The organism is Streptomyces sp. SID5469, from assembly GCF_009862865.1.
Taxonomy (GTDB): Bacteria; Actinomycetota; Actinomycetes; order Streptomycetales; family Streptomycetaceae; genus Streptomyces; species Streptomyces avermitilis.
The window spans coordinates 8,577,852-8,604,744 of sequence record NZ_WWIN01000001.1 but is presented as its reverse complement, the minus strand read 5'-3'; the positions used below and the strand labels follow the sequence as shown (position 1 = coordinate 8,604,744).

At 71.0% G+C, this 26,893-nt stretch carries 19 protein-coding genes, 1 pseudogene and 2 riboswitches; of the genes and pseudogenes, 7 read left to right on the top strand and 13 right to left on the bottom strand.

Going from position 1 to position 26,893, the window contains the following annotated elements; translation table 11 throughout:
* Positions 1-106 precede the first annotated feature (106 nt).
* From GTY58_RS37470 to GTY58_RS37460, 3 genes are all read right to left on the bottom strand, one after another.
* Complete coding sequence (locus GTY58_RS37470; protein WP_037647071.1) at positions 107-1,423, bottom strand: lipoprotein; 1,317 nt, start codon at positions 1,421-1,423, stop codon at positions 107-109.
* A gap of 58 nt (positions 1,424-1,481) precedes the next feature.
* Complete coding sequence (locus GTY58_RS37465; protein WP_010988614.1) at positions 1,482-3,707, bottom strand: transglycosylase domain-containing protein; 2,226 nt, start codon at positions 3,705-3,707, stop codon at positions 1,482-1,484.
* Positions 3,708-4,024: 317 nt separating this feature from the next.
* A complete protein-coding gene (locus tag GTY58_RS37460; protein ID WP_010988613.1) occupies positions 4,025-5,932 on the bottom strand; it encodes an ABC transporter ATP-binding protein in 1,908 nt (635 codons plus the stop codon).
* A gap of 195 nt (positions 5,933-6,127) precedes the next feature.
* Between GTY58_RS37460 and GTY58_RS37455 the strand changes: the two genes are divergently transcribed.
* From GTY58_RS37455 to GTY58_RS37440, 4 genes are all read left to right on the top strand, one after another.
* On the top strand, positions 6,128-7,090 hold the full coding sequence (locus GTY58_RS37455; RefSeq protein ID WP_037647070.1) for a lysylphosphatidylglycerol synthase transmembrane domain-containing protein: 963 nt from the start codon (positions 6,128-6,130) through the stop codon (positions 7,088-7,090).
* Between the two features lie 96 nt (positions 7,091-7,186).
* On the top strand, positions 7,187-7,954 hold the full coding sequence (locus GTY58_RS37450; RefSeq protein ID WP_010988611.1) for a crotonase/enoyl-CoA hydratase family protein: 768 nt from the start codon (positions 7,187-7,189) through the stop codon (positions 7,952-7,954).
* A 391-nt stretch (positions 7,955-8,345) separates the two neighbouring features.
* Complete coding sequence (locus GTY58_RS37445; RefSeq protein ID WP_037647069.1) at positions 8,346-9,455, top strand: mechanosensitive ion channel family protein; 1,110 nt, start codon at positions 8,346-8,348, stop codon at positions 9,453-9,455.
* 581 nt (positions 9,456-10,036) lie between these two features.
* Positions 10,037-12,256 (top strand): NADP-dependent isocitrate dehydrogenase, encoded by a 2,220-nt coding sequence (locus GTY58_RS37440; protein ID WP_010988609.1) that lies wholly within the window; start codon positions 10,037-10,039, stop codon positions 12,254-12,256.
* Between the two features lie 99 nt (positions 12,257-12,355).
* Here GTY58_RS37440 and GTY58_RS37435 read toward each other — a convergent pair.
* From GTY58_RS37435 to GTY58_RS37405, 8 genes and pseudogenes are all read right to left on the bottom strand, one after another.
* Positions 12,356-12,496: pseudogene (locus GTY58_RS37435) on the bottom strand (LLM class flavin-dependent oxidoreductase); the annotation flags it as partial.
* Positions 12,493-13,869 carry an NtaA/DmoA family FMN-dependent monooxygenase gene (locus GTY58_RS37430; RefSeq protein WP_010988608.1) on the bottom strand — a complete coding sequence of 459 codons (1,377 nt, stop codon included), beginning with the start codon at positions 13,867-13,869 and terminating at the stop codon, positions 12,493-12,495. The pseudogene GTY58_RS37435 and the gene GTY58_RS37430, both read right to left, overlap by 4 nt.
* Before the next feature lie 19 nt (positions 13,870-13,888).
* Positions 13,889-15,127 carry an LLM class flavin-dependent oxidoreductase gene (locus tag GTY58_RS37425; protein ID WP_171033210.1) on the bottom strand — a complete coding sequence of 413 codons (1,239 nt, stop codon included), beginning with the start codon at positions 15,125-15,127 and terminating at the stop codon, positions 13,889-13,891.
* A 97-nt stretch (positions 15,128-15,224) separates the two neighbouring features.
* Positions 15,225-15,341 carry a putative leader peptide gene (locus GTY58_RS41755; protein WP_338059004.1) on the bottom strand — a complete coding sequence of 39 codons (117 nt, stop codon included), beginning with the start codon at positions 15,339-15,341 and terminating at the stop codon, positions 15,225-15,227.
* A gap of 25 nt (positions 15,342-15,366) precedes the next feature.
* A complete protein-coding gene (locus GTY58_RS37420; protein ID WP_010988606.1) occupies positions 15,367-16,125 on the bottom strand; it encodes a GNAT family N-acetyltransferase in 759 nt (252 codons plus the stop codon).
* 27 nt (positions 16,126-16,152) lie between these two features.
* A complete protein-coding gene (locus GTY58_RS37415; RefSeq protein ID WP_010988605.1) occupies positions 16,153-17,178 on the bottom strand; it encodes an ABC transporter substrate-binding protein in 1,026 nt (341 codons plus the stop codon).
* Between the two features lie 72 nt (positions 17,179-17,250).
* Positions 17,251-18,036, bottom strand: a complete 786-nt coding sequence (locus tag GTY58_RS37410) for an amino acid ABC transporter ATP-binding protein (protein ID WP_010988604.1) — start codon at positions 18,034-18,036, stop codon at positions 17,251-17,253.
* Positions 18,033-19,013: an amino acid ABC transporter permease gene (locus tag GTY58_RS37405; RefSeq protein ID WP_037647068.1), complete on the bottom strand. Its 981-nt coding sequence runs from the start codon at positions 19,011-19,013 to the stop codon at positions 18,033-18,035. The genes GTY58_RS37410 and GTY58_RS37405 overlap by 4 nt, the downstream gene beginning before the upstream one ends.
* A 331-nt stretch (positions 19,014-19,344) precedes the next feature.
* Positions 19,345-19,453: riboswitch (SAM riboswitch) on the bottom strand.
* Between the two features lie 344 nt (positions 19,454-19,797).
* On the opposite strand from GTY58_RS37405, the gene GTY58_RS37400 reads away from it, so the two are divergent.
* From GTY58_RS37400 to thiD, 3 genes are all read left to right on the top strand, one after another.
* Complete coding sequence (locus GTY58_RS37400) at positions 19,798-21,135, top strand: jacalin-like lectin (protein ID WP_010988602.1); 1,338 nt, start codon at positions 19,798-19,800, stop codon at positions 21,133-21,135.
* A 93-nt stretch (positions 21,136-21,228) separates the two neighbouring features.
* Positions 21,229-21,323: riboswitch (TPP riboswitch) on the top strand.
* The gene (locus GTY58_RS37395; RefSeq protein ID WP_010988601.1) at positions 21,315-22,730 is read left to right on the top strand and encodes a cytosine permease; all 1,416 of its coding nucleotides are present in this window, start codon (positions 21,315-21,317) and stop codon (positions 22,728-22,730) included. Its footprint overlaps the riboswitch before it by 9 nt.
* A complete protein-coding gene (gene thiD / locus GTY58_RS37390) occupies positions 22,727-23,524 on the top strand; it encodes a bifunctional hydroxymethylpyrimidine kinase/phosphomethylpyrimidine kinase (protein ID WP_010988600.1) in 798 nt (265 codons plus the stop codon). The genes GTY58_RS37395 and thiD overlap by 4 nt, the downstream gene beginning before the upstream one ends.
* 119 nt (positions 23,525-23,643) lie before the next feature.
* On the opposite strand, the gene GTY58_RS37385 is transcribed toward thiD, so the two are convergent.
* Both GTY58_RS37385 and GTY58_RS37380 read right to left on the bottom strand, forming a co-directional pair.
* Positions 23,644-25,131, bottom strand: a complete 1,488-nt coding sequence (locus GTY58_RS37385) for an alginate lyase family protein (RefSeq protein ID WP_107083143.1) — start codon at positions 25,129-25,131, stop codon at positions 23,644-23,646.
* Positions 25,132-25,249: 118 nt separating this feature from the next.
* On the bottom strand, positions 25,250-26,647 hold the full coding sequence (locus tag GTY58_RS37380) for an aminotransferase class V-fold PLP-dependent enzyme (protein ID WP_169788641.1): 1,398 nt from the start codon (positions 26,645-26,647) through the stop codon (positions 25,250-25,252).
* Positions 26,648-26,893 lie beyond the last annotated feature (246 nt).

The following is a 26,893-nucleotide window of genomic DNA, read 5'->3' as shown; positions in this document are numbered from 1 at the left end:
TCTTCGCACGATCTCCGCAATGATGGAGACCGCGTGGAGAGGTTGATTCCGGTTGATCCGCCGCATCGTCCGGCAGCGGGAACTCGCCTGCCGGGCAGGCCGGTTGCTACTTGACGACCTCCGACCAGTCGGGCGACTGGGCCGGGTCCAGGGTGCGCAGCTGTGCCCGCACCTCGGGGGTCTGCGCGTCCATCCAGTCGGCCAGCTCACGGAAGGACACGCAGCGGACGCCCTTCTTGGTGCACACGTTCTTGATGACCTGGTCGACGGCCTCCATGTAGATGCCGCCGTTCCAGTTCTCGAAGTGGTTGCCGATGAACAGGGGTGCGCGGCTGCCGTAGTACACGCGGTTGAAGCCGGCCATGTAGGACTGCACGGTCTCCGCCTGCCACTGCGGGTACTGGACCGGATCGCCCTCAGTCTCGCCGTCGGACTGGTTGTAGAGGAAGTTGAAGTCCATGGACAGTCCCTGGTACTTGCCGCCCTCGTAGGGGAGCATCTGCAGCGGGAAGTCCCAGATGCCGTTCTTCTTGGCGGGCCATATCTGGAAGTCGCCCGCGGAGCTGGCGTCGTAGCGCCAGTTGTAGTCCTTGGCCGTCGCCCGCATGGCCTTGAGCAGGTTCTTCTGGCCCTCCAGGCAGGGTGCGCGCCCCCCGCTGATCTCGCGCTTGGCATCGAACGGGAGGGCCGGCAGATCGGTGTAGCCGGTGTTGGTCTTCCACTTCTCGACGAACGAGAAGAACTGCTTGATCTCGCTCTCCCAGTCCGCCACGCTCCAGTCCTTGCCGCCCTTGGCGTCGCAGAAGTGGCCGTTGAAGTGGGTTCCGATCTCGTTGCCGTCCTTCCACGCCTTGCCGAGCTCCGTCAGCGTGGTGCGGATGTGCTCGTCGGTGGGGTAGCTGATCGCGGAGGAGCCCGGCGAGTGCATCGGCGGTTCGTAGAGCGTCTTCTTGGCCTTGGGCAGCACATAGATGCCCGTCAGGAAGAACGTCATATGGGCGTTGTACTCCTTGGCCAACTCCCGGTAGTGCGAGAAGAGCTGGTCGTCGCCCTGCAGAGCGCCGTCCCAGGAGAAGACCACGAACTGGGGCGGCTTCTCACCGGGCTTGAGCCGCTCCGGCTTGAGCTGTCCCTTCTGCGGCCCGGTGTACGACGTGGAACCGTCGCCGAGCACCTTCGTCTTGCCGTCCCACTTGGGCTCGCTCGTCGACTTGTCGGTGTCGTCGCCGGAGCGTCCGCCGTCGGTGGACGACGCGGTCGGCTTCGTGTCGTCCGTGCCGTTCAACGCCAGGAAGGTCGCGGCGATGCAGGCGACGACGAGCAGGACCGCCATGGTGACGATCCCGGTACGGCTGGTCAGCGCCGCTCGACGGTCGGCCAGAGGGGCACGGCGGCGGCGTCGACGTCCGGCATTCGATGTCATGGAAGGCGCATTCTTCGAGGAGGGAGGGAGAACGGAGCGCTGTGCCCGGCCCCCGGCGTCAGCCGAGGGGACTCATGGCACTCGACCAGATGTCGTAGGGGACGCCGGTTGCGGGAGTACCGGCGATCCCCTTCAGTGGCAGGGGTTCGAGGCTCTTGGTCAGGTCCATCCGGTAGACGACCACCGCGGTGGAGACCGAGCGGTTCGTGCCGACGTACCAGGCGGCGGTGTCCTTGTCCGTCGTGCCGGCCTTCCCGGCGACCTGCGCCGACGCGGGTGCCGCGGTGGGGTGTTGGGTGCGGAAGGAGTCCGTGAGCGCGTCGGTGACCTGACGGGCGACATCGGCGCCGACCGCGCGACGGGGGCGCGGGGTGTCGAGGTCGACCTTGGAGCCGTTGCGGGTGACGCGGCGCACCGAGTAGGGCGCGGTGTGGGTGCCGCCGGCCGCGAAGGTGGCGTAGGAACTGGCCATCCGGATCGCGCTGGGCGTCGAGGTGCCCAGGGACAGGGTGGGCACCTGCGGCCCCATGCTGGACGACAGCATGCCCGTCGCCTCGGCGGTCTCGCGGACCGTGGCCAGGCCGGCGTCCATGCCCAGTTGCATGAAGGGGGTGTTCACGGACTCGGCGAGCGCCTTGCGCAGCGTGATCTGCCCCCAGGACGTGCCGCCGTCGTTGTGGGCGGCGACCTTCTTGCCGCTGCGGTCCCAGTAGGGACCCTCGGGCGTGGTGACGGGGACGCCGTCGTCACCGTTGTATACGGAATCCGGGGTGACGGGAGTCGTCGTGGATCCGCGGTCCTTGTGCACGCCGTGCTCCAGCGCGGCGGCGTAGACGAACGGCAGGAACGCCGAACCGGCCGGGACGGTGGAGGCGTTGGACTCGTTGAAGCCCTGTTTGCGGTGATCGGGTCCGCCGTAGACGGCGAGGATCCGGCCGTCGGCAGCCACCGAAGAGCCCCCGTAGTGGGCGGTTTCGGCCTTGCCCTTGTCGTCCTTCTGCGCCTTCTTGCGGGCCTTCTTCACGGCGGCGGTGAGCGCCTCCTCCCGCTTCTTGTCGAAGGTGGTGTAGATCTGGTAGCCACCGAGGTCGAACTGCTTGTCCGAGATGTGTCCGGCCTTCTTGGCGTACTGGGCCGCCAGCTCCACCAGGTAGTCGCTCTGGTTGCCGGTGTCGTACGTCTGCGCCTGCTTGGTCGGCTCGGGGAAGTGCGTGTACTTGGCCCGCTCGGTGGGCGACAGCTTGCCGAGCTCCACCATGCGGTCGAGGATCCACTTCCACCGCTCCACGGCCCGCTGGTGGTTGGCCTGGCTCAGGGTGGGGTCGTAGAGGCCGGCTCCCTTGAGCAGGGAGGCGAGGAGGGCGGCCTCGCTGGCGTTGAGTTCCCCGACGTCCTTGCCGTAGTAGGCCTGCGAGGCGCGCTGGATGCCGTAGGTGCCGCGGCCGAACCAGCTGGTGTTGAGGTAGCCCTCCAGAATCTGGTCCTTGCTCATCCGCTGGTCCAGCTTGACGGCGATCATCGCCTCGGTGAACTTGCGGGTCACGGAGCGGTTCTGGGTCAGATAGACGTTCTTCACGTACTGCTGGGTGATGGTGGACCCGCCCTGCGTGTCCCCCTCGCCCACGGTGCGCCACAGCGCGCGGCCGATGCCGCTGACGGAGATGCCGGGGTCGGAGTAGAAGCTCGCGTTCTCCGCCGCCAGGACCGCCCAGCGCACATCCTCGGGTATGTCCTTCAGCGGCATCGCCTGCCGACGCACCCAGCCGGTGCGGGCCATGGGTGTCCCGTCGGCCCAGAAGTAGACGTTGTCCTGCTGGGTGGCGTACGTGTTCAGGTTGTCCGGTATGTCGGTCGCCGCGTAGGCGACGGCCAGGAACGTGCCGCTCAGGCCCAGGGAGACGAGGCAGATCCCCAGCCACTGGCGCACGGAGGGCATCCAGCGCCGCCAGCCGTCGAGGCCCGGCCGCGGGTACTCCGGCTTGAGCCGTCGGGCGTAGGGCGTGAGACGGACGGTGACACGCGCGATCGCCGTGGGCTCCGCCGCCTTGCGGCGGGCGCCGCGGCGGTGCGCACTGGCCGCCCCGTCGGCCGGCCGGGCCGAGGGGCGCTCCGCGGCCCCCGCCTCCGCGTCCGCCGAGGTCGTGAAGGAGCTGAGGACACGGCGGTGCCAGGGCTGCTTCGGGGCAGCGCGACGGCGGCGCGGACCGGCTCCGGCCTCCGGCTCGGTCACGCCGCACTCCCCGGGCTTGCGCCGTCCCCGGAACGCACCAGTCTGCGATGACATGCACTGGTCATGACTGCATCTCCCTCCGCACTCGCACTTGCGCGCGGATAGATGCAGCTGCCGCAGATGCGACCGCGAGCCCCCCTGCCCGATCTAGTCGGTACTTCGCGCCCCACGTAAATTATCAGTGATTATTGTGAGGTACTCGTAAAGTATCAGCGCCTCATGAGACCGATTCGGCCACCTATCGGACAGAATCGGCCAGGACGGCCTCTCCTCATCCGCGGCAAACTTCCCGGCTCGTACAGCAGTTTGCCTGACCCTGCTCGCGGCGTCGCCACCGGGTGACGCCACCGCGAACACGGTGCGGTTCCCTGCTAGGCCACCGCCTCCCCCGCCTCGGCGACCTCCGCCGCCCCCGGCACGGGCTTCCCGAACTGTGTGCGGTGCAGTTCCGCGTACCGCCCGTCCGCCGCGAGCAGTTGCTCGTGCGTGCCCCGCTCCACGATCCGGCCGGCCTCGACGACCAGGATCACGTCCGCGGCCCGCACCGTGGACAGTCGGTGCGCGATGACCACGGCCGTGCGCCCCGCGAGCGCCTCGGCGAGCGCCTCCTGGACGGCCGCCTCGGAGGTGTTGTCGAGATGGGCGGTCGCCTCGTCGAGGATCACCACGCGCTGGCGGGCGAGCAGCAGACGGGCGATGGTCATGCGCTGGCGCTCGCCGCCGGAGAGCCGGTAGCCGCGCTCGCCGACCACGGTGTCGAGGCCGTCGGGCAGGGAGCGTACGAGCTCGTCGAGGCGGGCCCGGCGCAGGACGTCCCACAGTTCGTCCTCGGCGGCCGAGGGGCGCGCCAGCAGCAGGTTCGCCCGTACCGAGTCGTGGAACAGGTGCCCGTCCTGGGTGACCATCCCGAGCGTGGCCCGCAGCGACGGCGCGCTCAGGTCGCGTACGTCGACGCCCCCGATGCGTACGGTGCCCTCGTCGGCGTCGTACAGCCGCGGCAGCAGCTGGGCGATGGTCGACTTGCCGGCGCCGGACGAGCCGACCAGCGCCACCGTCTGCCCGGGTTCGGCACGGAAGGAGACGCCGTGCAGGACCTCCGCGCCGCCGCGGGTGTCCAGGGCGGCCACTTCCTCCAGCGAGGCGAGGGACACCTTGTCCGCCGCCGGGTAGCCGAAGCGGACGTTGTCGAACTCCACCGACGCCGGGCCGTCCGGCACCGCGCGCGCGTCCGCCTTCTCCTCGATGAGCGGCTTCAGATCCAGCACTTCGAAGACGCGCTCGAAGCTCACCAGGGCGCTCATGACCTCGACGCGCGCCCCCGCGAGGGAGGTCAGCGGCGCGTAGAGGCGGGTCAGCAGGAGGGCGAGCGAGACGACGGCGCCCGGCTCGAGGCGGCCGCGCAGGGCGAACCAGCCACCGAGGCCGTAGACAAGGGCGAGGGCCAGGGCGGAAACGAGCGTCAGCGCCGTGATGAACGCCCACTGCGCCATCGCCGTACGCACCCCGATGTCCCGCACCCGCCGGGCCCGCGCCGCGAACTCGGCGGACTCCTCGTCGGGCCGGCCGAAGAGCTTCACCAGCGTGGCACCCGGCGCCGAGAACCGCTCCGTCATCCGGGTCCCCATGGCCGCGTTCAGGTCCGCGGCCTCCCGCTGGAGCTTCGCCATCCGGCTGCCCATCCGCCGGGCGGGCAGCACGAAGACCGGCAGCAGCGCCAGCGCGAGCAGGGTGATCGGCCAGGACAGGGTGAGCATCACGGCGAGGGTGAGCAGCAGGGTCACCACATTGCCGACGACTCCGGACAGGGTGTTGCTGAACGCGCGCTGGGCGCCGATCACGTCGTTGTTGAGACGACTGACCAGCGCGCCCGTACGAGTACGTGTGAAGAACGCGACCGGCATGCGCTGCACATGATCGAACACAGCCGTGCGCAGATCGAGGATGAGCCCTTCTCCGAGGGTCGCCGACAGCAGGCGGCTGACGAGTCCGAGTCCGGCCTCGGCGAGCGCGATGACCGCGATGAGGACGGCCAGGCGTACGACCGTGCTCTCGTCGCCACCCGACACGATCGCGTCGACGACGCGTCCGGCGAGCACCGGTGTCGCGACGGCGAGCAGCGCGGTCACCACGCTGAGCACGACGAACTGCGCGATACGGCGGCGGTGCGGGCGGGCGAACGCGGCGATGCGGCGCAGCGTCGCACGGGCGAAGGGGCGGGTCTCCCGCTGCGCGTTCATGACGCTGTGCAACTGGGTCCAGGCGGTGGTCTCCATACTCATGGGAGGAACGTTAGAACCTCAAGCAATCTTGAGGTCAACGTCCGACCGGTGAGGTACCCACACAAGAACGTCCGTCCGGTGAGGTGCGCACCCGAGGAGGACCCCACGAGCAACCCGATGACGTGCCCGGCGTGTCAGCCGCCGGCCCCGTGCCCGCAACCCCACGTTGGTGCGGTGTGGAAACCCTCTCCCGATGTGACAGCGGTTCGACTTCCCCAGCAGCTCCCCCGGCGCGTCCCGGTCCGCCAGGTCCTGTGCCTGGTCCCGCTCCTGCTCGTGCTGGTGGTCGCGGTGCGCCAGCGGTCCGTGCTCACCGAGGGCTTCGGCCAGCTGGCGACGGCCCGGTGGCCATGGCTGGCGGTCGCGGTCGCCGCGACCTGTCTCACCTGGGTCGCGGCCGCCGTCACCCGGCAGGGCGCGGTCGTCGAGCGGCTGCCCGCGCGGCGGCTGCTCGCCACGCAGTTCGCGGCGGGCGCGGCCAACCATCTGCTGCCCACCGGGCTGGGCGCGAGCGCCGTCAACCTCCGTTTCATGACGGTGTGCGGCGTGCCGCTCGCACGCTCCTCGGCCGCGCTCGCGCTGTACATGCTCGCGGAGGCGATCACCCGCCTGGCCCTGCTGCTGGTCCTGCTGATCGCCTTCCCGGACGCCCTCCACCTCGGCTCCCTCGTGCCCGACGGAGCGCTCGGCCCCCTTCTGCTCGCGGTGGCCGGAGCGCTGGGTCTCGCCGTGACGGTGCTGCTGCTCGTACGACGGCTGCGCACGGCCGTGCTCTCCTTCCTGCGGACGGCGCTCGGCGAGGCCCGCTCGGTGCACGCCCGCCCGGCCCGCGCGCTCGCCCTGTGGGGCGGCGCGCTCGCGTTCCCCGCGCTCCAGGCGGCCGGCCTTGCCGCCGTGGGGCAGGCGTTGGGCCTGCCGGTCCCGCCCCTGCACATGGCGGTCGCGTATCTGGCGGCGACGGCCGCGGTCGCTCTGGTGCCCACGCCCGGCGGAATCGGCTCGGTGGAGGCGGCACTCGTTGTCGCCCTGGTCGCGGCGGGTGGTCCGGCGGCCGTGGCGACGGCCGTGGTCCTGGCGTACCGGATCATCACGGTCTGGCTGCCTCTGCTGCCCGGGGCGCTGACGCTGGGTGCGCTGGTGCGGCTGAAGGTGATCTGAGAGCGGCCTTTGCCTCGCCGCGACCACCGACAGCGGATACCCGGGAGTAGCCTCGGCCGGGCCAGCCCGCTCCCGTCGCGCGAAGGGGTCAGCCCGATGTCGGTCCGGATCGAACGCCAGGGATACGTCAGCACGGTCGTCCTCTCCCGCCCGGCCGCCCGGAACGCCGTGGACGGGCCGACCGCCGCCGAGCTCGCCGCCGCCTTCCGGGAGTTCGAGGCCGACGAGACGGCGCGGGTGGCGGTGCTGTGGGGCGAGGGCGGCACCTTCTGCGCGGGCGCCGATCTCAAGGCGGTCGGGGGCGAGCGCGGCAACCGGGTCGCTCAGGACGGCGACGGGCCGATGGGACCGACCCGGATGACGCTGTCGAAGCCGGTGATCGCGGCGGTCGCGGGGCATGCCGTGGCCGGCGGTCTGGAGCTGGCGCTCTGGTGCGATCTGCGGGTCGCCGAGGAGGACGCCGTCTTCGGGGTCTTCTGCCGTCGCTGGGGCGTACCGCTCATCGACGGCGGCACCGTGCGGCTCCCCCGGCTGATCGGCACCAGCCGGGCCATGGACATGATCCTCACCGGCCGCCCGGTGCCGGCCCGGGAGGCGTACGAGATGGGGCTCGCCAACCGCCTGGTCCCGCCGGGCCGCGCCCGCGCGGAGGCCGAGGAGCTGGCCGCCGCCATCGGCCGCTTCCCCCAGGACTGCCTGCGCGGCGACCGGGCCTCCGTCCTCGACCAGGAGGGCCTGGACGAGACGACGGCGATGCGCGGTGAACTCCGTCACGGCATGCGGGTACTGGCCCAGGGCGTGGAGGGCGCGGCCCGCTTCGCGGCGGGCGCCGGACGCCACGGGTCGTTCGGCGAGCAGGGGTGAGCCGACGGCGTATCCAGGCCAATTCCGGGTACGGCGACGGCCGGATCGAGGGGCGCTCCGGTCCCAGGTGTCCCAACTGACCTGCGGACGGGCCGGTTCGACGCACGCGCTCTCACTCCTGCCGGCCCGGCATCGAGGCCCAGCGCCGCCCGTCGCCGGTGCTCACCGCGTGCCGGCCGGTCTCCCCCGGAGCGCGGCCGGGCGTCAATGGCCGCTCCGCGCCGACGTGGTGACGGACGTGCGGGAACATGCGGCAGGATGAGCGTTCGCGCCGGACGGGCGAACACCCGTCCGGACGTCATCGTGCATCTCGGATTCCAAGCAGGTGGCAAGTGACGAGACTTCACATCCGGCCGGGCGACCGTTCCGCCTCTCCCGCGGGAGGCGACCGATGAACCGCGCCCTCACCCTGGACGACCTGATGGTCGCCGGCATCGCCCTGGCCGCGGGCCTGGTGGCGGCCTTCCTGCTGCGCATGCTGATGCGCTGGCTGGGCAAGCACGCGCTGCGCACCCGCTGGAGCGGGGACGACGTCATCGTGGACGCACTGCGCACGGTCGTGCCATGGGCGGCGATCACCGGTGGCGCGGCTGCCGCGGCCACGGCGCTGCCGCTCACCAAGTCGGTCGGACACCACGTCAGCCAGACGCTGACCGTGCTGCTCATCGCCGTCGTGACGCTGACGGCGGCCCGGGTGATCAGCGGCCTGGTGCGGGCGGTCACGCAGTCCCGGTCCGGAGTCGCGGGATCGGCCACGATCTTCGTCAACATCACCCGGGTCGTGGTGCTGGCCATGGGCTTCCTGGTGATGCTCCAGACCCTGGGCATCTCCATAGCGCCCCTGCTCACCGCCCTGGGCGTGGGCGGTCTGGCCGTCGCGCTCGCCCTTCAGGACACCCTCGCCAACCTCTTCGCGGGCATCCACATCCTCGCCTCCAAAACGGTCCAGCCGGGCGACTACATCCGGCTGACCAGCGGCGAGGAGGGCTATGTCGTCGACATCAACTGGCGTCAGACGACCGTCCGCCAGCTCTCCAACAACCTGGTCATCATCCCCAACGGCCAGCTGGCGGGGACGAACATGACCAACTTCACCCGGCCGGAACAGCAGATGACCCTGCTGGTGCAGGTGGGTGTCGGCTACGACAGCGACCTCGAGCACGTCGAAACGGTCACCACCGAAGTCGTCGCCGAGGTGATGACGGAGATCACCGGCGCGGTGCCCGACCACGAACCGGCCGTCCGCTTCCACACGTTCGGCGACTCGCGCATCGGTCTCACGGTCATCCTGGGCGTCGGCGAGTTCAGCGACCAGTACCGCATCAAGCACGAGTTCATCAAGCGCCTCCACAAGCGCTACCGCGAGGAAGGCATCCGCATTCCGGCCCCGGCCCGGACGGTCGCGTTGCAGCAGGGGTCCGTGTCGATCCCGCATCAGCGCACCGGCGACGACCTGCCGGCCGGGCAGGGCGGCCCGGCGTCCGCCCTGCTCGACCAGTGACCCGCGAGGCGACCGCGAGAGCCCGCTGACGGGCTCCCGGGGCGCGGTCGCGTCGGGGCGCGGTCCCATCGGGGCGGCCCCCGCGCGTCCGGCTGCGCGGCGCGAGGGACGGATCGGCGGGGGGTGCGCCGGCCGGCGGCGCGGCGCGAAAGACGGACCGGCCGGAGGCGCCGGTCGGCCGGTTTGCGTGGCGCGGCGCGGCGCAAAGAACAGACCGGACGGAGGACACCGGCCGGCCCGGCGAGGTCGGCAGCCGTTGGTCCTCGCGCTGTACTGCGGGTCCGGAAGAACGGCCGTGAGCGGGTCCGGAAGGCGGGGGCGCCGACGGTCTCCCCGCCCGCCGGCGGTACGGAAGACGGGGCGCCGACGGTCTCCCCCGCCGGGCGTGCCCATGCCATAGGCCGCCCGTCTCCGCCGTACGCCGCGGGACCGACGCGCAGCTCACCCCCGAGCCGATCGACGCCCCCGCCGAGCCGATCAGGGCGGCCGCGGGCCCGGGCACGCAGGGTCCTGTCGAGTGGGACCCCATCACGAGATATCTTGATGTCGAGCAATGTTGCAGACGTGGAGCGGAGCACCCGGTGACTGACTCGACCATCATCTACACGCACACTGACGAGGCCCCGGCCCTGGCGACGTATTCGTTCTTGCCGGTGGTCCAGGCGTACGCGTCGCAGGCGGGTGTCGCCGTGGAGACCCGTGACATCTCGCTGGCCGGGCGCATCATCGCCCTCTTCCCCGAGTACCTGGAGGACGGCCGGCGCATCCCCGACGCGCTCGCGGAGCTCGGTGAGCTCGCCAAGACGCCCGAGGCGAACATCATCAAGCTGCCGAACATCTCGGCGTCGATTCCGCAGCTGAAGGCCGCGGTCGCCGAGCTCCAGGAGCAGGGCTACGCGCTGCCGGACTACCCGGACGACCCGAAGACCGACGAGGAGCGCGACATCCGCGCCCGCTACGACAAGGTCAAGGGCAGCGCCGTGAACCCGGTGCTGCGCGAGGGCAACTCCGACCGCCGCGCCCCCGCCTCGGTGAAGAACTACGCCAAGACGCACCCGCACCGCATGGGCGCCTGGACCTCCGAGTCCAAGACGAACGTCGCCACCATGGGCGTCGACGACTTCCGCTCCACCGAGAAGTCCGCGGTGATCTCCGAGGCCGGCTCGCTCCGTATCGAGCTGAAGGGCGACGACGGCTCCACCACCGTCCTGCGCGAGTCCGTACCCGTGCTGCCGGGCGAGGTCGTGGACGCCTCCGTCATGCACGTCACCGCGCTGCGTGAGTTCCTCACCGCGCAGATCGCCCGCGCCAAGGCCGAGAACGTGCTGTTCTCCGTGCACCTCAAGGCCACGATGATGAAGGTCTCGGACCCGATCGTCTTCGGTCACGTGGTGCGCGCCTTCTTCCCGAAGACGTTCGCGCAGTACGGCGAGACGCTCGCCGCGGCCGGCCTGACCCCGAACGACGGTCTGGGCGGCATCTACAAGGGCCTGGAGTCCCTGCCCGAGGGTGCCGCGATCAAGGCCTCCTTCGACGCCGAGCTCGCCGAGGGCCCGGAGCTGGCGATGGTCGACTCCGACAAGGGCATCACGAACCTGCACGTCCCGTCCGACGTCATCGTCGACGCGTCCATGCCGGCCATGATCCGCACCTCCGGCCACATGTGGGGCCCGGACGGCCAGGAGCAGGACACCCTCGCCGTCCTCCCGGACAGCAGCTACTCCGGCGTGTACCAGGTCGTCATCGACGACTGCCGTGCCAACGGCGCCTTCGACCCGTCGACCATGGGCACCGTCCCGAACGTCGGCCTCATGGCGCAGAAGGCCGAGGAGTACGGCAGCCACGACAAGACCTTCGAGATCCCCACCACGGGCACGGTCCGCCTCGTCGACCAGGCCGGCAACGTCGTCCTGGAGCAGACGGTCGGCGCCGGCGACATCTTCCGCGCCTGCCAGACCAAGGACGCCCCGATCAAGGACTGGGTCAAGCTGGCCGTCACCCGCGCCCGCGCGACCGGCGACCCGGCCGTGTTCTGGCTGGACGAGACCCGCGCCCACGACGCCGTGCTGATCGAGAAGGTCAAGCAGTACCTGCCGGAGCACGACACCGAGGGCCTGGACATCCGCGTCCTGTCCCCCGTCGAGGCGACCAAGTTCTCCGTGGAGCGCATCCGCCGCGGCGAGAACACGATCTCCGTCACGGGCAACGTGCTGCGTGACTACCTGACCGACCTGTTCCCGATCCTGGAGCTGGGCACCAGCGCCAAGATGCTGTCGATCGTCCCGCTGATGGCGGGCGGCGGCCTCTTCGAGACGGGCGCCGGCGGCTCCGCCCCGAAGCACGTCCAGCAGCTGGTCAGGGAGAACTACCTGCGCTGGGACAGCCTGGGCGAGTTCCTCGCGCTGGCGTCCAGCTTCGAGCACCTCGCGACGACCACGGGCAACGCGCGCGCCCAGGTCCTCGCCGACACCCTCGACCGTGCGACGGCGACCTTCCTCAACGAGGACAAGTCGCCGACCCGTCGCGTCGGCGGCATCGACAACCGCGGCAGCCACTTCTTCCTCGCCCTGTACTGGGCCCAGGAGCTGGCCGGGCAGACCGACGACGCGGACCTCGCCAAGGCCTTCGGCCCGGTCGCCGAGACCCTCGGCACGAACGAGCAGAAGATCGTCGACGAGCTGATCTCCGCCCAGGGCAAGCCGGCCGACATCGGCGGCTACTACCAGCCCGACCCCGAGAAGGCGGCGGCGGTCATGCGCCCGTCGGCCACGTTCAACGAGGCGATCGCGTCGCTCGCGTAAGCACCGACCGCACCGCCAAGCCGCCCCCGGCCGGATCCGATCCGGCCGGGGGCGGCTTCGTGCGTCGGGGCGTTGTCGGTGCCACGGTCTGGGTCAGCTCACGCCGAAGCCGTCGAACCCCAGCTCCTCGGCGAGCAGCGCGTTGTCGATGACCTCCCGGAAGCGGTCGTTGGTCGGTTTCCGCACCCCGGTCACCGGATCCGGCGCGTGCACGATCAGCGTGACGGCCAGGAACTTCACGAGGCCACCCGCTCCCCCGGCGCATCGGCGTCCGGGTGGGCCAGGCCGAGGTGGTCGCGCAGGGTGGTGCCCTCGTACTCCGTGCGGAACACCCCGCGCTCCTGGAGCAGCGGGACCACGGTGTCGGCGAAGGCGTCGAGGCCGCCGGGGGTGATGTGCGGGACCAGGATGAAGCCGTCGGAGGCGTCGGCCTGGACGAAGGAGTCGATGGTCTCGGCGACGGTGGCCGGGGAGCCGACGAAGGACTGGCGGCTGCCGGTCTCGATGACCAGGTCGCGGATCGACCAGTTGTTGGCCGCGGCGCGCTCGCGCCATTCGCGGGCGGTGGCCAGCGGGTCGCGGTACATCCGGACCTGGGCACGGCCGCGGGCGATGGTGTGTTCGCCGAGGTCCGGGTCGATGTCGGGCAGCGGGCCGTCCGGGTCGTACGCGGACAGGTCGCGGTTCCAGACGAACTCCAGGTGCTTGATCGCGGTGGCGCCGCTGACCTGCTGGCGGCGTACCTCGCGGGCCAGCTCCCGGGCCTCGGCGTCCGTGTCGCCGAGGACGAAGGTCGCGGCGGGCAGGATCAGCAACTGGTCGTGGGTACGGCCGTACCGGGCCAGGCGGCCCTTGACGTCCGTGTAGAACGCCTGGCCCTCCTTGAGGGTGCTGTACCGGCTGAAGATGGCGTCCGCGCCGGCGGCGGCGAACTCGCGCCCGTCGTCGGAGTCGCCCGCCTGGAAGATCACCGGGCGGCCCTGCGGGCTGCGCGGGACGTTGAACTGCCCCTCGATCTCGAAGTGCTGTCCCTTGTGCACGAAGGCACCGGCCCGGGCGTCCCGCAGGAAGGTGCCGGCCTGCTGGTCGGCGACGATCTCGTCGCCGCGCCAGGAGTCGAAGAGTTCGTTCGCGGTGGCGAGGAACTCCTTGGCCCGGGAGTACCGCTCGCCCTGCGGGAGAAAGCCGCCGCGGCGGAAGTTCTCGCCGGTGAAGGCGTCCCAGGAGGTGACGACGTTCCAGGCGGCGCGTCCGTCGGAGAGGTGGTCGAGGCTGGCGAACTGGCGGGCCACCTCGTAGGGCTCGTTGAAGGTGGAGTTGATGGTGCCGGTCAGACCGAGCCGGTCGGTGACGGCGGCCAGCGCGGTAAGGATCGCGAAGGTGTCGGGCCGGCCGACGACGTCCAAGTCGTAGATCTTTCCGCCCTGTTCGCGCAGCCTGAGTCCCTCGGCGAGGAACAGGAAGTCGAACTTGGCGCGTTCGGCGGTCCGCGCGAAGTGCGCGAAGGAGCTGAACTCGATGTGGCTGCCGGCCTCGGGATCGCTCCACACGGTGGTGTTGTTGACGCCGGGGAAGTGGGCGGCCAGATGGATCTGCTTCAGCGGCTTGCTCATGGTCGTACGTTCCTCCGGCTCAGACGGTGGCGGCGGCGTAGCGGTTGGCGGGGCGGGTGAGCCCGAGCAGCCCGCGCAGGGTGTCGGCCTCGTACGCACGCCGGAAGGCGTCCCGGCGCTGGAGTTCGGGGACCAGACCGCGAGTGATCTGCGGGAGGTCGTGGCCCACGACGGCGGGGCGCAGCCGGAAGCCGGACAGCCCGGCCTGCCGCAACTCCAGGAGCAGGTCGGCCAGTTGGGCCGGGGTGCCGGTGAAGACGCGGGCGTCGCCGGTGTACGGGTGTCCGGCGAGGCTGTCGAGGCGCTCCCGGCGGGCCGCGGCCGTGCCGGGGTCGTCGTCGAGGAACACCAGCAGGTCGGCGAAGATGTGCAGGGTGTCTCCGGCGCGGCCCGCCGCGGTCTGCGCGGCACGGATCTCGTCGACTATGGCCCGCGCCTGGTCGAGGTCGTGCGGGGTGACGTATCCGATGTCCGCGGAACGTCCCACCAGCTGGAACGGGGTGCTCTGGTGGGCCAGGGCGCTCACGACCGGCTGGCCCTGGGGCGGCCGGGGGGTGATCGAGGGGCCCTTGACGCTGAAGTGCCGGCCCTCGAAGTCGATGTAGTGGAGCTTGTCGCGGTCGATGAAGCGGCCGGTGGCGACGTCCCGGATCTCCGCGTCGTCCTCCCAGCTGTCCCACAGCCGGCGCACCGCCTCCACGTAGTCGGCGGCCTCGTCGAAGAGGTCGGTCGTCACCTCGCGTACGGCGGGGGTGTCCAGGTCCTCGATGTCGAACCGCGGAAACGTACGGCGGCCGAAGTGCGCGGCCTCGTTCTGCCGTGCCGACACCTGGACGCGCAGGCCGGCTCGGCCGGTGCTCACATAGTCGAGGGTGGCGATCGCCTTGGATATATGGAACGGCTCTGTGTGGGTCGCCACCACGGTCGGCACGAGACCTATGTGCCGGGTGAGCGGGGCCACCCGGGCGGCGATGAGTACGGCGTCCAGCCGTCCGCGCACCTGGTCCGTACGCCCGTCGGGCTCGGTGAAGTGTGAGGACTGGAGCCCGAGCCCGTCCTCGATGGTCACGAAGTCGAGCAGTCCGCGCTCGGCCTCGGTGACGAGGCCGGCCCAGTATCCGGCGGTGAGCAGTTCGCGGGGCCGGGCCACGGGCTCGCGCCAGGCGGCCGGGTGCCAGCCCGCGCCGTCGAGGGCGACGGCGAGATGCAGCGCGGACGACGAAGGGGTGGAGGAGGCAGAAGGGGAGGAAGAGGGCAGGGAAGAAGGGGGTGTCGAGGCCACGAGTGTGGTGCCTTCCTGGAGGGCCGTACGGGATCACCGGCTCGCGTGGAGCATGCGGCGTCGGGGCAACGGGTCAGGAGCAACAGAGCGCGCCGGCCACGCGCTGCAGATCGATGTGGGGCCGGGAGTGGAGATGAACGCGGTGACGCGGGGCGAGCTTCGGCACACGGAGGCGGGACCTGGGCGGCATGCCCGTCACCTCCGTCCGGCTCGGCTCATGCATCACAACGGCACGGACCCGCGGTCTGTTCCTGCCGCCGGTCCGGAGTGCGGACCCGTACGGACTCCGTTGCGCGGCGCAGGGTGAAGCCGATCGACTCGTAGAGCCGGATGGCGGTGGTGTTGCTCGCGGCGGCGTGCAGGAAGGGGGTGTCTCCGCGCTCCCTGATGCCCGCCGCGACCGCGCGGACCAGCCGGGTGGCCAGACCCCGGCCCCGGTGGTCCGGGTGGGTGCAGACCGCGCTGATCTCCGTCCAGCCGGGCGGGCGCAGCCGTTCACCGGCCATGGCGATGAGCCGTCCGCGATGCCGGATGCCCAGGTAGGTGCCGAGTTCGACGGTGCGCGGCAGGAAGGGTCCCGGCTCGGTCTCGGCGACCAGCTCCAGGATCTCGGGTACGTCGCCGGGCCCCAGCCGTACCGCTTCGGGGGCGGGTTCCGAGTGCAGGGCGGTGGCGACCAGTTGGACGCCGTGGCCGCTGCGCACGGTCTCCCAGCCGGCGGGCGGCACCGTCGCCCCCGAGACGGGGGTGACGGTGCCGGGGCCGACGAGTGCGGCCAGGTCGTCCCAGGCGCGTGGATCGGACGGGTCGGCGAGCGCGGTGAAGGGGGACACGTCCAGCGGATAGCGGGCGGCGCGGCCCACGCGTTCGGCGAAGCGGGCGTGCGGCCCGGTCAGCGCGGCCCAGGCGGCGTTGTCCAGCACATGGGGTGCCTCCGGGCTCCGCGACGCGACGGGAAGGACACTGGTCGACATGGTGTTCCGGTATCTCCGTGTGACAGGTCAGGAGTTGTCGAGCGGCAGGCCCGCCGGGTCGATCTCGGACTTGGCGACGGCTTCGTTGGAGAGGTTCCAGGCGGCCAGCCACTTCGCGTACTGACCGTTCTTGATCAGGTAGTTGATCGCGTCGGCGACCGGCTTGGCCAGTCCGCTGTCCTTCTTCGCGGTGGCCGCGATCAGGCCCTGGAGCGTCGCGCCGGCTCCGGAGTACTTGCCCGCGATACGCGTCGGAGCGGGGGTCTTCGCGACCCGGGTGACGTGGTAGGCGAATGCGGGGCTGGGGCCGAAGTAGGCGTCGATCTTCCCGCTGGACAGCGCCAGATAGGTGCTGTTGTTGTCCTGGAAGTACTTGACGGTGAGCTTCTTGCCCTCCTTCGCCAGCTTCGCCTTCCACTCCAGAAGGATCCTCTCCTGGTTGGTGCCCGCGCCCACGGCGACGGTCTGGCCGGCCAGGTTCTTGTAGTCGCCGTCGAAGTTCCAGTTGTTCTTCTTGGCCGCCTCGAACGCCAGGTTGTCCTGCCGGTAGGAGGCGAACTCGTACTTCTTCTTGCGCTCCTCGGTGACGGTGATGTTAGAGAAGCCCACGTCGGACTTTCCGCTGTCGATGCCGACGAACAGGTTCTCCCAGGTCGAGTTCTTCAGCTCCGGCTTCAGTCCGAGGACGGCGGCCACCAGCCGGCCCAGGTCGGGTTCGACACCGGTGAGGGTCTTCTGGTCCTCGCCCACGTAGTTCAGCGGCGCGGAGCCGGAGGGCAGCCCGCCCACACCGATGACCAGCTTGCCGCTCTTGGCGACGGACTCGGGCAGCTCGGCGCTGATGGACTTCACCTCGGACACCTTGAGCTCGGTCTCCTTGGCGGCGCCGTTGGAGAGTCGGCCCACGGTGACGGTCCCGGACGCCGCGCTGTCGGTCGTGGTGGCCGCGTCGCTGTCGCCCCCGCATGCGGCGAGCCCGGCGGCGAGAGAGGCGACGGCGGTACCCGCGGTGAGGCCGCGGAGGAGTCTGCTGCGGAGGCTGAGGGTGCGCATGGGTATGTCCTTGTCCGGTGTGCGGTGAGGGTGATCGGTGACGGAGGTGTGCTTCGGGGGCGGGCTGCGGGCTCAGAGCACCTTGCTCAGGAAATCCCTGGTCCGCTCGTGTTTCGGATGGTCCAGAACCTCGGCGGGCGGGCCCTGTTCGACGATCCGGCCGCCGTCCATGAAGACCACCCGGTCGGCGACCTCGCGGGCGAAACCGATCTCGTGGGTGACGACGACGAGGGTGGTGCCGCTGGTGGCGAGGTCCTTGATGACGGCGAGTACTTCGCCGACGAGTTCGGGGTCGAGCGCGGAGGTCGGTTCGTCGAAGAGGATGACGCCGGGCCGCAGGGCGAGGGCGCGGGCGATGGCCACGCGCTGCTGCTGGCCGCCGGACAACTGCCGTGGGTAGGCGCCGGTCCGGTCGGCGAGGCCCACCCGGCCGAGCAGGTCGCGCGCCAGTTCCTGGGCCTCGGGCTTCTTCAGCCGGCCGGTCGCGACGGGGGCCGCGGCCACGTTGTCGAGGACGGTCAGATGCGGGAAGAGGTTGAAGTTCTGGAAGACGAAGCCGATACGGCTGCGCTGGGCCAGGATGACGCGCTCGCTCAGCTCCTTGAGCCTGTCGCCGTGCCGGCGGACGCCGATCAGCTCGCCGTTCACGCTGACGTAGCCGACCTCGGGCTTCTCCAGGTGGTTGATCACCCGCAGCAGGGTGGACTTGCCGGACCCGGAGGGGCCGAGGATCACGGTCACCTCACCCGGTCGCACGGTCAGCTCCACGCCGTTCAGCACCCGGTGGGCGCCGTACCACTTGTGCACGTCGTGGACCTCGACCGCGGCGGAGTCGACTTTGAGGGTCTCGGTGGTCATAGGGCGGCCTCCCTGCGTATGCGGGCCCGCAGGTCACCGAGCGCGGTCCGCAGCTTCTGCAACGGGGTCGGCGGCAGGGAGCGCGTGGCGCCCCGGGCGTAGTGCCGCTCGACGTAGAACTGGACGACGGACACGATGCTCGTGAGGATCAGGTACCAGACGGTGACGACCAGGAGCAGCGGCACGATGTCGCCGGGATAGGTGCTGCCCATGGTCTGTGCGGAGCCGAACAGGTCGAGCAGCGACACGTAGAACACCAGTGAGGTGCCCTTGATCAGGCCGATCAGCTGGTTGACGTAGTTCGGGGTGATGGACCTGAGGGCCTGCGGGAAGACGATCTTCGTGAACTGGTAGCTCTTCGGCAGGCCGAGCGCGGCGGCCGCCTCGTGCTGTCCCTGGTCGACGGAGAGAATGCCGCCGCGGACGACCTCGGCCGCGTAGGCCGCCTCGTTGAGGCTCAGTCCGACGACCGCGACGGCCATGTCGGTGGCGAGCCGGGACTCGTCGAAGGTGAGGAAGGCCGGGCCGAAGGGCACTCCGAGGCTGAGCGTCTTGTAGAGGGCGCTGAAGTTGTAGAGGAAGATCAGCACCACGATCAGCGGCACCGAGCGCAGCAGCCACACGTAGACCCAGCTGACCGCGCGCAGCACGGGGCTGCGGGAGAGCCGGGCCAGTGCCAGCAGGATGCCACCGAGCAGCCCCAACACGGCGCTGTACGCCGCCACTTCGAGAGTGATGAGCAGTCCGTCGAGGATCGTGGGGCGCAGGAACCAGTAGGCGAAGCGGTCCCACTGGTAGAAGGGGTTGGTCACCAGCCCGTGGCCGATCTGGGCGACCAGCACGAGCACGATCGCCGTGAGGATCCAGCGGCCGGGCCGGCGCAGCGGCAGCACACGCTGGGCCGCCAGGGGCCGCGGGGCGGTGCCGTCGGGTGGCGCGGAGAGAAGGGACACGGCGGCGCCAGGGAGTTCACTCATGGCAGGCTCCAGCGGAGTCGGACACCCCGGGCGGCGAGCGCGACGGCACACGGCGGCGCAAGGCCGCTGCGGGAGACGAAGCACGGGAGAGCGCCGGAACCGGGGACTGGGCGGGCGGAGAGCACACCGCGGCGGCGGTGCGCGTCAGAGAATCAGAACGCCGTCAGCCTCGACGGCGGGCAGAGCCCGGGGCGGTACACAGCGCGCTGCTGACACGGAGCAGATCGACACAGCGGTTCGCGCACAGCAGGACGCGGCGGGGGCGCCGCTGTGCGGTCGTCCTCGTAGCTGCGTCCATCGCCGTCACCGTCACTGTTCCGGCCCTTGGGGGGCCTCGCGCTTACCGAAGGTCATCCGGTCCGGTCGTCACCTGGGGCACCCCACCGCGTCGCGAGGGTTGCCGGTCAGCAAGCCAGGGCTTGTCGCTGACGCTCTTGACCGTTCTGGGGCGTAAGTAAGACAGGCGCCGGAGTCGATGTCAACGCTGGTCCATCAGGTGATACGTGCACGTCCGCGCCCGTGTTGGCGCCCTTGCGCGTGAACTGCCGTACCTCCAGGGCGTGTTCCGGTGCCGTGTTTCCGCGTGCACACGAATCCGCGCGTCGGACAGCGGCCGCACGGCCGCGAGTCGGCCGTCGTACACGTGTCACCACGGTGATCGGCCCGGCGCTCACCGGCTGAAGTTTTCGAAAGTTTCGAAGACGCCGTGCGCCCGGAGCTTGTCGCTACATTTTGACATGCTCGCATCACTCGCGCTCTTTCCTCACCCCCAGGAGACCCCCTCATGCGCAGACTTCTCGCCTGTCTGGCGACCGCGGCCGTGGCCGTCGGCGGGCTCACGGTGAGCGCCTCCCCCGCCGCGGCGGCCGACTCGGGCACGTTCAGCGTGCTCACCTACAACGTCGCCGGTCTGCCGGAGTCCCTCTCCAGCGCCTCGACGCCGCGCGACACGAGCACCACGGAGATCGGCCGGCGCATCGCGCCGTACGACATCGTCAACGTCCAGGAGGACTTCAACTACCACGCGTACCTGTACTCCACGGACACCCACCCCTACCGCACGGCGACCAGCGGGGGCGCGGGCATCGGCAGCGGCCTCAACACCGTCTCGACCTATGCCTGGGACGGTGACGACTTCGAGCGCGCCGGCTGGAACTCCTGCCAGATCGATTCGGGCGACTGCCTCACCCCCAAGGGCTTCACCTTCATGCGCGAGCGCCTGGCCGAGGGCGTCTACGTCGACTTCTACAACCTGCACACCAACGCCGGCACCAACGACGGCGACGAGGCCTCCCGCGCCGACAACCTCGACCAGCTGACCTCCTTCATCGGCACGCACTCCAACGGCAACGCCGTCGTGGTGATGGGCGACACCAACACCCGCTACACCCGGTCGGCCGACACCATCGCCGAGTTCGCCGCCGCCAACGGGCTGACCGACGCCTGGGTGAAGCTGATACGCGGCGGCGCGGCGCCCGCCAAGGGCAGCGACGCGCTGGTCTGCGACCAGACCGGGGCCACCGTGCCCAACACCTGCGAGGTCGTCGACAAGATCCTTTACCGCGGCAGCAAGCTCGTCACGCTCGACGCCACGTCGTACGACAACGAGCACGCCGCGTTCCTCAACTCCGACGGCCTGATGCTCTCCGACCACGACCCGATCACCGCGGCGTTCTCCTGGTCGCGCGCCTCCGCGTTCCAGCTGAGCGACCAGTTCGGCGGGCCGCACGGCGACTACTTCAACGACATCGACAGCGTGCCGGCCGGCGCCCGCGCCACGACGGTCTCGCTGCGCAGCGGCTCCCGCGTGGACCGGATGGGTCTCACGCTCGGCAACGGCACGACGCTGGCCCACGGCGGCACCGGCGGCACCGCCTCGTCGCTGACCCTCGGCAGCGGCGAGTACGTCACCTCCGCCCATCTGTGCCAGGGCGTGAAGGACGGCCACACCCGGATCTTCTACGCGAAGTTCACCACCAACCTCGGGAACAGCCTGGCGGGCGGCACCACCACGTCCGACTGCGTGACCCGCACCGCTCCGTCCGGTCGGCAGATCGCCGGATTCCACGGCCGCGCCGGCGACGAGGTCGACAAGATCGGCTTCATCTACACCCAGCGCTGATCCCCAGGTCCGGCGGCGTCCGCGCCCGCCGCCGGACCGTCGTCACGCATCCTCCGTAGGGGCGTCGGCGGAGATCGGGTTAGGCTTTTCGTCGTACCGGACACGGGGTGCCCCATCCGAGGGCTGAGATCACACCCGTCGAACCTGAACCAGTTCGTACTGGCGGAGGGATGTCTTCCATGCCTTTGGCGCATGTTCCCGGCGGGCTGCCCGCCGACGGCCGGCGGACCGTCTTCGACGGGCGGATGCCCGCGGCGCCCGGCGATCTCCGGGTCGAGGGGCACGGCATCGAACCGGTCCCCGAGAACAATCGCTACGGCGGAGCCGGACGCCTGTTCACCGTGTGGTTCGCCCCCAATCTGACGATGACGGGCGTGTTCACCGGAACCATCGGCATCGCGCTCGGCCTGGACTTCGCGACCGCGCTCGCCGCCGTCGTGCTGGGTACGGTCGTGGGCGCGGTGCCCACCGCCTACCTGAGCACCTGGGGCAGCCGGACCGGCGCCGGACAGCTGCCGCTGGCCCGGCTCGCCTTCGGCCGCGCGGTGGCGGTGCCCGGCATGCTCCAGTGGCTGTCCTCGGTGGCCTGGGACGCGCTGATCGGACTGTTCGGCGGGGACGCGCTGGCACAGCTGTGCGGCTGGCCGTTCTGGCTCGGCGTCCTGGTCATGATGGCCGGCCAGGGGGCGCTCGGCGTCCTCGGCTACGAGGCCATCCACCGGCTCCAGATCGTCATGACGTTCGTGCTCGCCGCCGCGTTCGCGCTGATCGCCTGGCGCATGCTCGACGGTGTCCACGCCGCGTCGACCGGCGGCGCGCACGGCGCCGACCGGGCCGGCGCGTTCGTGCTGACCAGCACCATCGCCCTGAGTCTGGCCCTGTCCTGGGCCCCGTACGCCAGCGACTTCAGCCGCTATCTGCCGCGCTCCACGTCCCGCCCGCGGATGTTCTGGTGCACCCTGCTGGGTCTCGCGGTCTCCTTCGTGGCGGTCCAGGCCCTCGGACTGTGGGGCGCGTCCGTGCTGACCGACCAGACCGCCGCGGGCGTGGACCAGGTGCTGGGCGGCGGGGCCCTCGGGGCGTTCGGGCTGCTGGCCGTGGCGCTGGCGGCGCTGTGCAGCAACGCGATGAACGACTACAGCGGGTCCCTGGCCCTGCAGACCGCGGGCGTGCGCGTGCCGCGCCCGGTGGCCGCCGCCCTGGCCGCCGCGCTCGGCTTCCCGCTGGTGCTGTGGATGCACGCGGCAAACACCACCGCGCGCTTCCAGAACGTGCTGCTGTTCGTCGGCTACTGGATTCCCGGGTTCGTGGCGATCGTCGTCGTCGACTGGATCGCCCGGGCCCGCACCCGCGAGGGTGCCGAGATCGACCTGGCCGCGGAGGCCGGCCGGCCGCAGCCGTGGTGGCCGCCGCTGGTGGCGTTCGTGGCCGCCTTCGCCGCGGCCGTGCCGTTCATGGACACGAGCCTGTACGTGGGCCCGGTGGCGGACGCGCTGCACGGCGCCGACCTGTCGTACTACGTGGCGTTCGTCGTGGCCCTGGCCCTCTACGCCCCCGTGCGGCTGCGCCACCGCCGAGAGGAGAGCCTCGTATGACCGCCCTGCCCCGGGTCCTGACGATCGCCGGCTCCGACTCCGGCGGAGGCGCCGGAATCCAGGCCGACCTGAAGACGATGCTGGCGCTCGGCGCCCACGGCATGAGCGTGCTGACCGCGGTCACCGCGCAGAACTCCGTCGGGGTGCAGGGCGCCTGGGAACTGCCCGTGGAGGCGGTGCGCGCCCAGTACCGCAGTGTCGTCGACGACATCGGCGTGCAGGCGGTCAAGACCGGCATGCTCGGCTCGTCCGCCCTGGTCACGGCCGTTGCCGAGCTGCTGTCGGACGTGGCGGCTCCGGTCGTCGTGGACCCGGTGAGCGTGTCCAAGCACGGCGACCGGCTGCTGGCCGACGACGCGCTGGATGCCGTACGGACCCGGCTGCTGCCGCTCGCGACGGTGGCCACGCCGAATCTGGACGAGGTCGCGCAGCTCACCGGCATCGCGGTGAACGACGAGTCCGGCATGCGCCGCGCCGCCGCACACCTGCTCGCGTACGGCCCGCGCTGGGTGCTCGTGAAGGGCGGCCATCTGCCCGGCGAGGCCGTGGACCTGCTGACCGACGGCAGCGCGGAGCACTGGCTGCGCGCCCCCCGGCACGACAACCGTCACACCCACGGCACGGGCTGCACCCTCGCCTCGGCGGTGGCGGTGGGGCTGGCGCGGGGCCTTCCGGTTCCGGACGCGGTGCGGGAGGCCAAGGACTACGTCACGGCGGCGATCGCGGCGGGGTTCGCACTGGGGGCCGGCATCGGGCCGGTGGATCACGGGTGGCGGCTGCGCTCCCAGGCGTGAGGCGGGCGGGTGGAGCCCACCCTCACCGCCGTGCGCCTGCCGCGCCGCGTGAACATGCGCGGTCGCGGTACGGCGGTGGCCGAGCGGCCGGTCGCCGTACCGCCGCCGTACCGCATCTGTCACGGCCGGGTGCCCGCCTGCCGGCGACGCAGTGCGATCAGGCCGCCCGCGATGGCCAGGACGCCGGTGCCCGCGACCGCGGCGACGCCACCGGTGCCGGTGACGGCCAGGTCGCCGCTGCCGCCCTGCGACCGGCTGCCCTCGGACGCCGAGGCGGACGGGGACGTGGCCGGGCCGGCGGACGAGGCGGCTGACGGAGCGGCGTCCGTGCGCGTGGGCGTCGGGGCCTTGGTGGACTCAGCCGTGTCCCCCGCCTCCCGGGTGAAGGCCAGCGTGCCGAAGCCGAGCTGGTCGTATCCTCCGCTGTTGGGACCGTAGTCACCGCCGCCGCCCTCGGGAGCGGCCTTGGCGGCGATCCGGGTGAGGTACGGCGCGGACAGGCCCCGGCGCTTGGTGTAGTGGTTGGAGATCATGGCCCAGATCGGCCGCGTCATGGTCGGATCGACGTCCGCCGCCCTGGTGGCGGACTCCGTGCCCGACCAGACCCCCGGAGCGCCCTTCTTCCGGGTGTTGGCCGTGTAGGGCACGTCCCCGCCCATGCTCCACTTGGCCACGTACTGGGCGCCCTTGAGGAACCGGTTGTCGTCGTGGCCGTACAGGTCGATGCCCTGGTTCCAGGCCATCTCGCAGACGGTGCCCATCAGTCCGACGCCGAGCAGGGCGTGGCCCTGGTCGCGTCCGGCCTCGACCCACTCCGCGAGACCGTCGGCGTGCACGACCGGGATGGCGTTCCTGACCGAGCCCATGCCCTGGCCCGACTTGAAGTAGGTGACGGCGCGCCGCACCTTGGCGCGGTCGTCGCACAGGATGCCCACGGCCAGGACGCAGGCGAGGGCGGTCAGGTCCCAGTTGGCCCAATAGTTGGTGAGGTAGGCGCCGTTGTGGTTCGTGAGGAAGTCCTCGCTGACCGGGGCGAAGACATTCAGCATCATCTTCTGGAAGCGGGCCAGTTCGAAGCCGTCGTGGTCACGGACGAGTTCGGCGGCGTTGGCGAACTGGTAGCCGTACAGCCCGGCCGCGAGGAACCGGTCGGCGCTGCCGTCGAGTGCGGTGAGCCTGCCCGACCAGGCGTTGAGGATCGCCACCGCGGTGTCGGCGTGCGCGGTCTCGCCGGTGATGTGCCAGCGCAGGGCGTTCTGGTAGGCGGCGTGGATGTCGTTGTAGAGCGTGCCGTAGTTCTCGGGGGTGCCCGATCCGCGGTACACCGTCCGCTGCGGGTTCGCCTGCCAGCCGCTCCGCGCGTGGGAGTTGGCCGTCAGCTTGGCGAAGCCCGCCTTCCACTGCCCGGTGCCCGCCTTCACCTTGGCCGCCATCCGGTCCAGGTCGGCCCGGGTGTGCAGCAACCCCGGATGTGCGAACGCGTCGGCGGCGACCGCGGTGGAGGCACCGCCGAGCACGGCGGCACCGGCCCCTGCGACCGCGACGGCACCCGCCCCACGGAGTGCTTCGCGCCGGCTGATCGAGCGTCCACTGCTGTCCTGATTCACTGGCTGACTCCTGAGGGTTCGATCCGTACGCACAGGAGACGGGCGGACTACCCCGGGATAACAGAAATCACGGGGTCTCCTGCGCGGCCGGCCGGTGGAGGGCCCCGGAGCGCCGGTCTCAGCAGCCCGATCGCGCGGCCAGGCCCGCCACCCCCGGCACCTGGTCCCGGTAGGTCTCCGTCACGAACCGCAGGACCGTCTCGATGTCCCTGGGCTGCGAAGACAGCCCCACAGAGATACGGACGGCACCCGCCGAGGGCAGCCGCAGCAACTCCAAGTAGTCCTCCATCGAGCTGAGTTGCCTGCGTGTCGCGGACCGCAGCCGAGGCGGCGACAGGGCGAACGCCGCCTCGCCGGCGCCGGGGTTGCAGAAGCAGCCCGTGCGCAGCGAGATTCCGCGCAGGGCGCTGTCGCGGGTGACGACGCGCTCGTCGATGATCCCGCCGTCGGCCGCCAGCAGGTTCAGGGCGACCGTCCCGCCGCGCGCCGCCTCGCCCTCCCCGGGCCCGTACACCCGGACGAGCGGCGAACCGTTGCTGTGACTCAACTCCCCGAGACCGCGTAAGAGTTGATCCGTCAGCGAGCTGACATGGTCGTGCACGCGGCGCACGCCGATCCGGTCGAGCCATTCCAGTCCGGCCGTCACGTCCGGCAGGGCGAGGAAGTTGACCGTGCCGTCCTCGAAGGCGGCCTCGTCGTCCGCGAGGACGTGCCAGCCCGCCTGGGCGCTGGCCGCGTAGATCGTGCCGCCCGAGAACCAGGGGCGGCGCAGTGTGGCGAGCGCCTCCCGGCGGGCGATCAGGCTGCCGACGCCGGTGGGATGCCCGAAGACCTTGTACCAGCTCACGGCGGTGAAGTCCGGATGGAAGCGGCTCAGGTCCAGGGTGTTGGCCGGGACGAAGGCGGCGGCGTCGAGCAGTACGTCGTAGCCGTGCTCCTTGGCCCGTGTGATCCACTCCAACGGGTGCTGGACACCTGTGAAGTTGCTCTGCGCCGGGTAGGCCAGGAGCCCGCGGGAGCGTCCGCCGTCCCGCGAGCGGAACAGGCCGAGCCCGCGTCCGCGTGCCGTCAGCGCGGCGGTCAGCCGCTCCTCGTCGATGCGCAGGCCGGGCCCGCTCACGGGTACGTATGCCGTCGAGGCTCCCTTTGCCCGCGCGTACTCCCGCAGCCCGTTCACCGAGTTGTGGTTGTCCAACGACATCACCAGCCGGCTGTGCCGCCCGAACGGATACGCCTCGCCGATCAGGCGCAGGGCGCCGGTCGCGTTGGGCGTGAAGATCACGGCGTACTCGGCCGGGTCGGCGTTGAAGTGCCGGAGCACCGCGCGGCGTGCCTCGGCGAGCAGCAGCCCCGAGGCCCGGGACGCCGGGCTCTCGGAGTGCGGATTCCCGAAGCAGCCGCCCGTGATCCGCTCCGCGCTCGCCGTGACGAGCGAGCGTGGCGGGAGCCCGGCGCCGGTGTGGTCGAGATAGGTGTGCCCACCGGAATCGAGGTAGCCGAACTCCTGCGCGCGCAGCTCCGCGAAGTCGTACGCACCCTCGGCCGGGCCTGCTTCGCCCGTACCCGGTGCCTCATCCCGATGGCCGAGGGCCCCGCCACCCCCGGATCCGCTCTCGCCGCCGGCTCCCTCGGCGCCGGATATACGGCCACCGGCCTGTGCCTTCTCCACGACTCCCCCTCCGCAGGACCGGACACGGTCTCCCCCCATCATCCGCCTGTGCCTCGGCGGGCAGGGGGTGTCGCTACGTCCGAGGGTGTGCCC

Bases quoted from the DNA above. Each gene is read 5' to 3' on its own strand.
- GTY58_RS37470 (WP_037647071.1), bottom strand. From the start codon at position 1,423: ATGACATCGAATGCCGGACGTCGACGCCGCCGCCGTGCCCCTCTGGCC.
- GTY58_RS37465 (WP_010988614.1), bottom strand. From the start codon at position 3,707: ATGTCATCGCAGACTGGTGCGTTCCGGGGACGGCGCAAGCCCGGGGAG.
- GTY58_RS37460 (WP_010988613.1), bottom strand. From the start codon at position 5,932: ATGAGTATGGAGACCACCGCCTGGACCCAGTTGCACAGCGTCATGAAC.
- GTY58_RS37450 (WP_010988611.1), top strand. From the start codon at position 7,187: ATGTCGGTCCGGATCGAACGCCAGGGATACGTCAGCACGGTCGTCCTC.
- GTY58_RS37445 (WP_037647069.1), top strand. From the start codon at position 8,346: ATGAACCGCGCCCTCACCCTGGACGACCTGATGGTCGCCGGCATCGCC.
- GTY58_RS37430 (WP_010988608.1), bottom strand. From the start codon at position 13,869: ATGAGCAAGCCGCTGAAGCAGATCCATCTGGCCGCCCACTTCCCCGGC.
- GTY58_RS41755 (WP_338059004.1), bottom strand. From the start codon at position 15,341: ATGCCGCCCAGGTCCCGCCTCCGTGTGCCGAAGCTCGCCCCGCGTCAC.
- GTY58_RS37420 (WP_010988606.1), bottom strand. From the start codon at position 16,125: ATGTCGACCAGTGTCCTTCCCGTCGCGTCGCGGAGCCCGGAGGCACCC.
- GTY58_RS37415 (WP_010988605.1), bottom strand. From the start codon at position 17,178: ATGCGCACCCTCAGCCTCCGCAGCAGACTCCTCCGCGGCCTCACCGCG.
- GTY58_RS37410 (WP_010988604.1), bottom strand. From the start codon at position 18,036: ATGACCACCGAGACCCTCAAAGTCGACTCCGCCGCGGTCGAGGTCCAC.
- GTY58_RS37405 (WP_037647068.1), bottom strand. From the start codon at position 19,013: ATGAGTGAACTCCCTGGCGCCGCCGTGTCCCTTCTCTCCGCGCCACCC.
- GTY58_RS37400 (WP_010988602.1), top strand. From the start codon at position 19,798: ATGCGCAGACTTCTCGCCTGTCTGGCGACCGCGGCCGTGGCCGTCGGC.
- GTY58_RS37395 (WP_010988601.1), top strand. From the start codon at position 21,315: ATGCCTTTGGCGCATGTTCCCGGCGGGCTGCCCGCCGACGGCCGGCGG.
- thiD (WP_010988600.1), top strand. From the start codon at position 22,727: ATGACCGCCCTGCCCCGGGTCCTGACGATCGCCGGCTCCGACTCCGGC.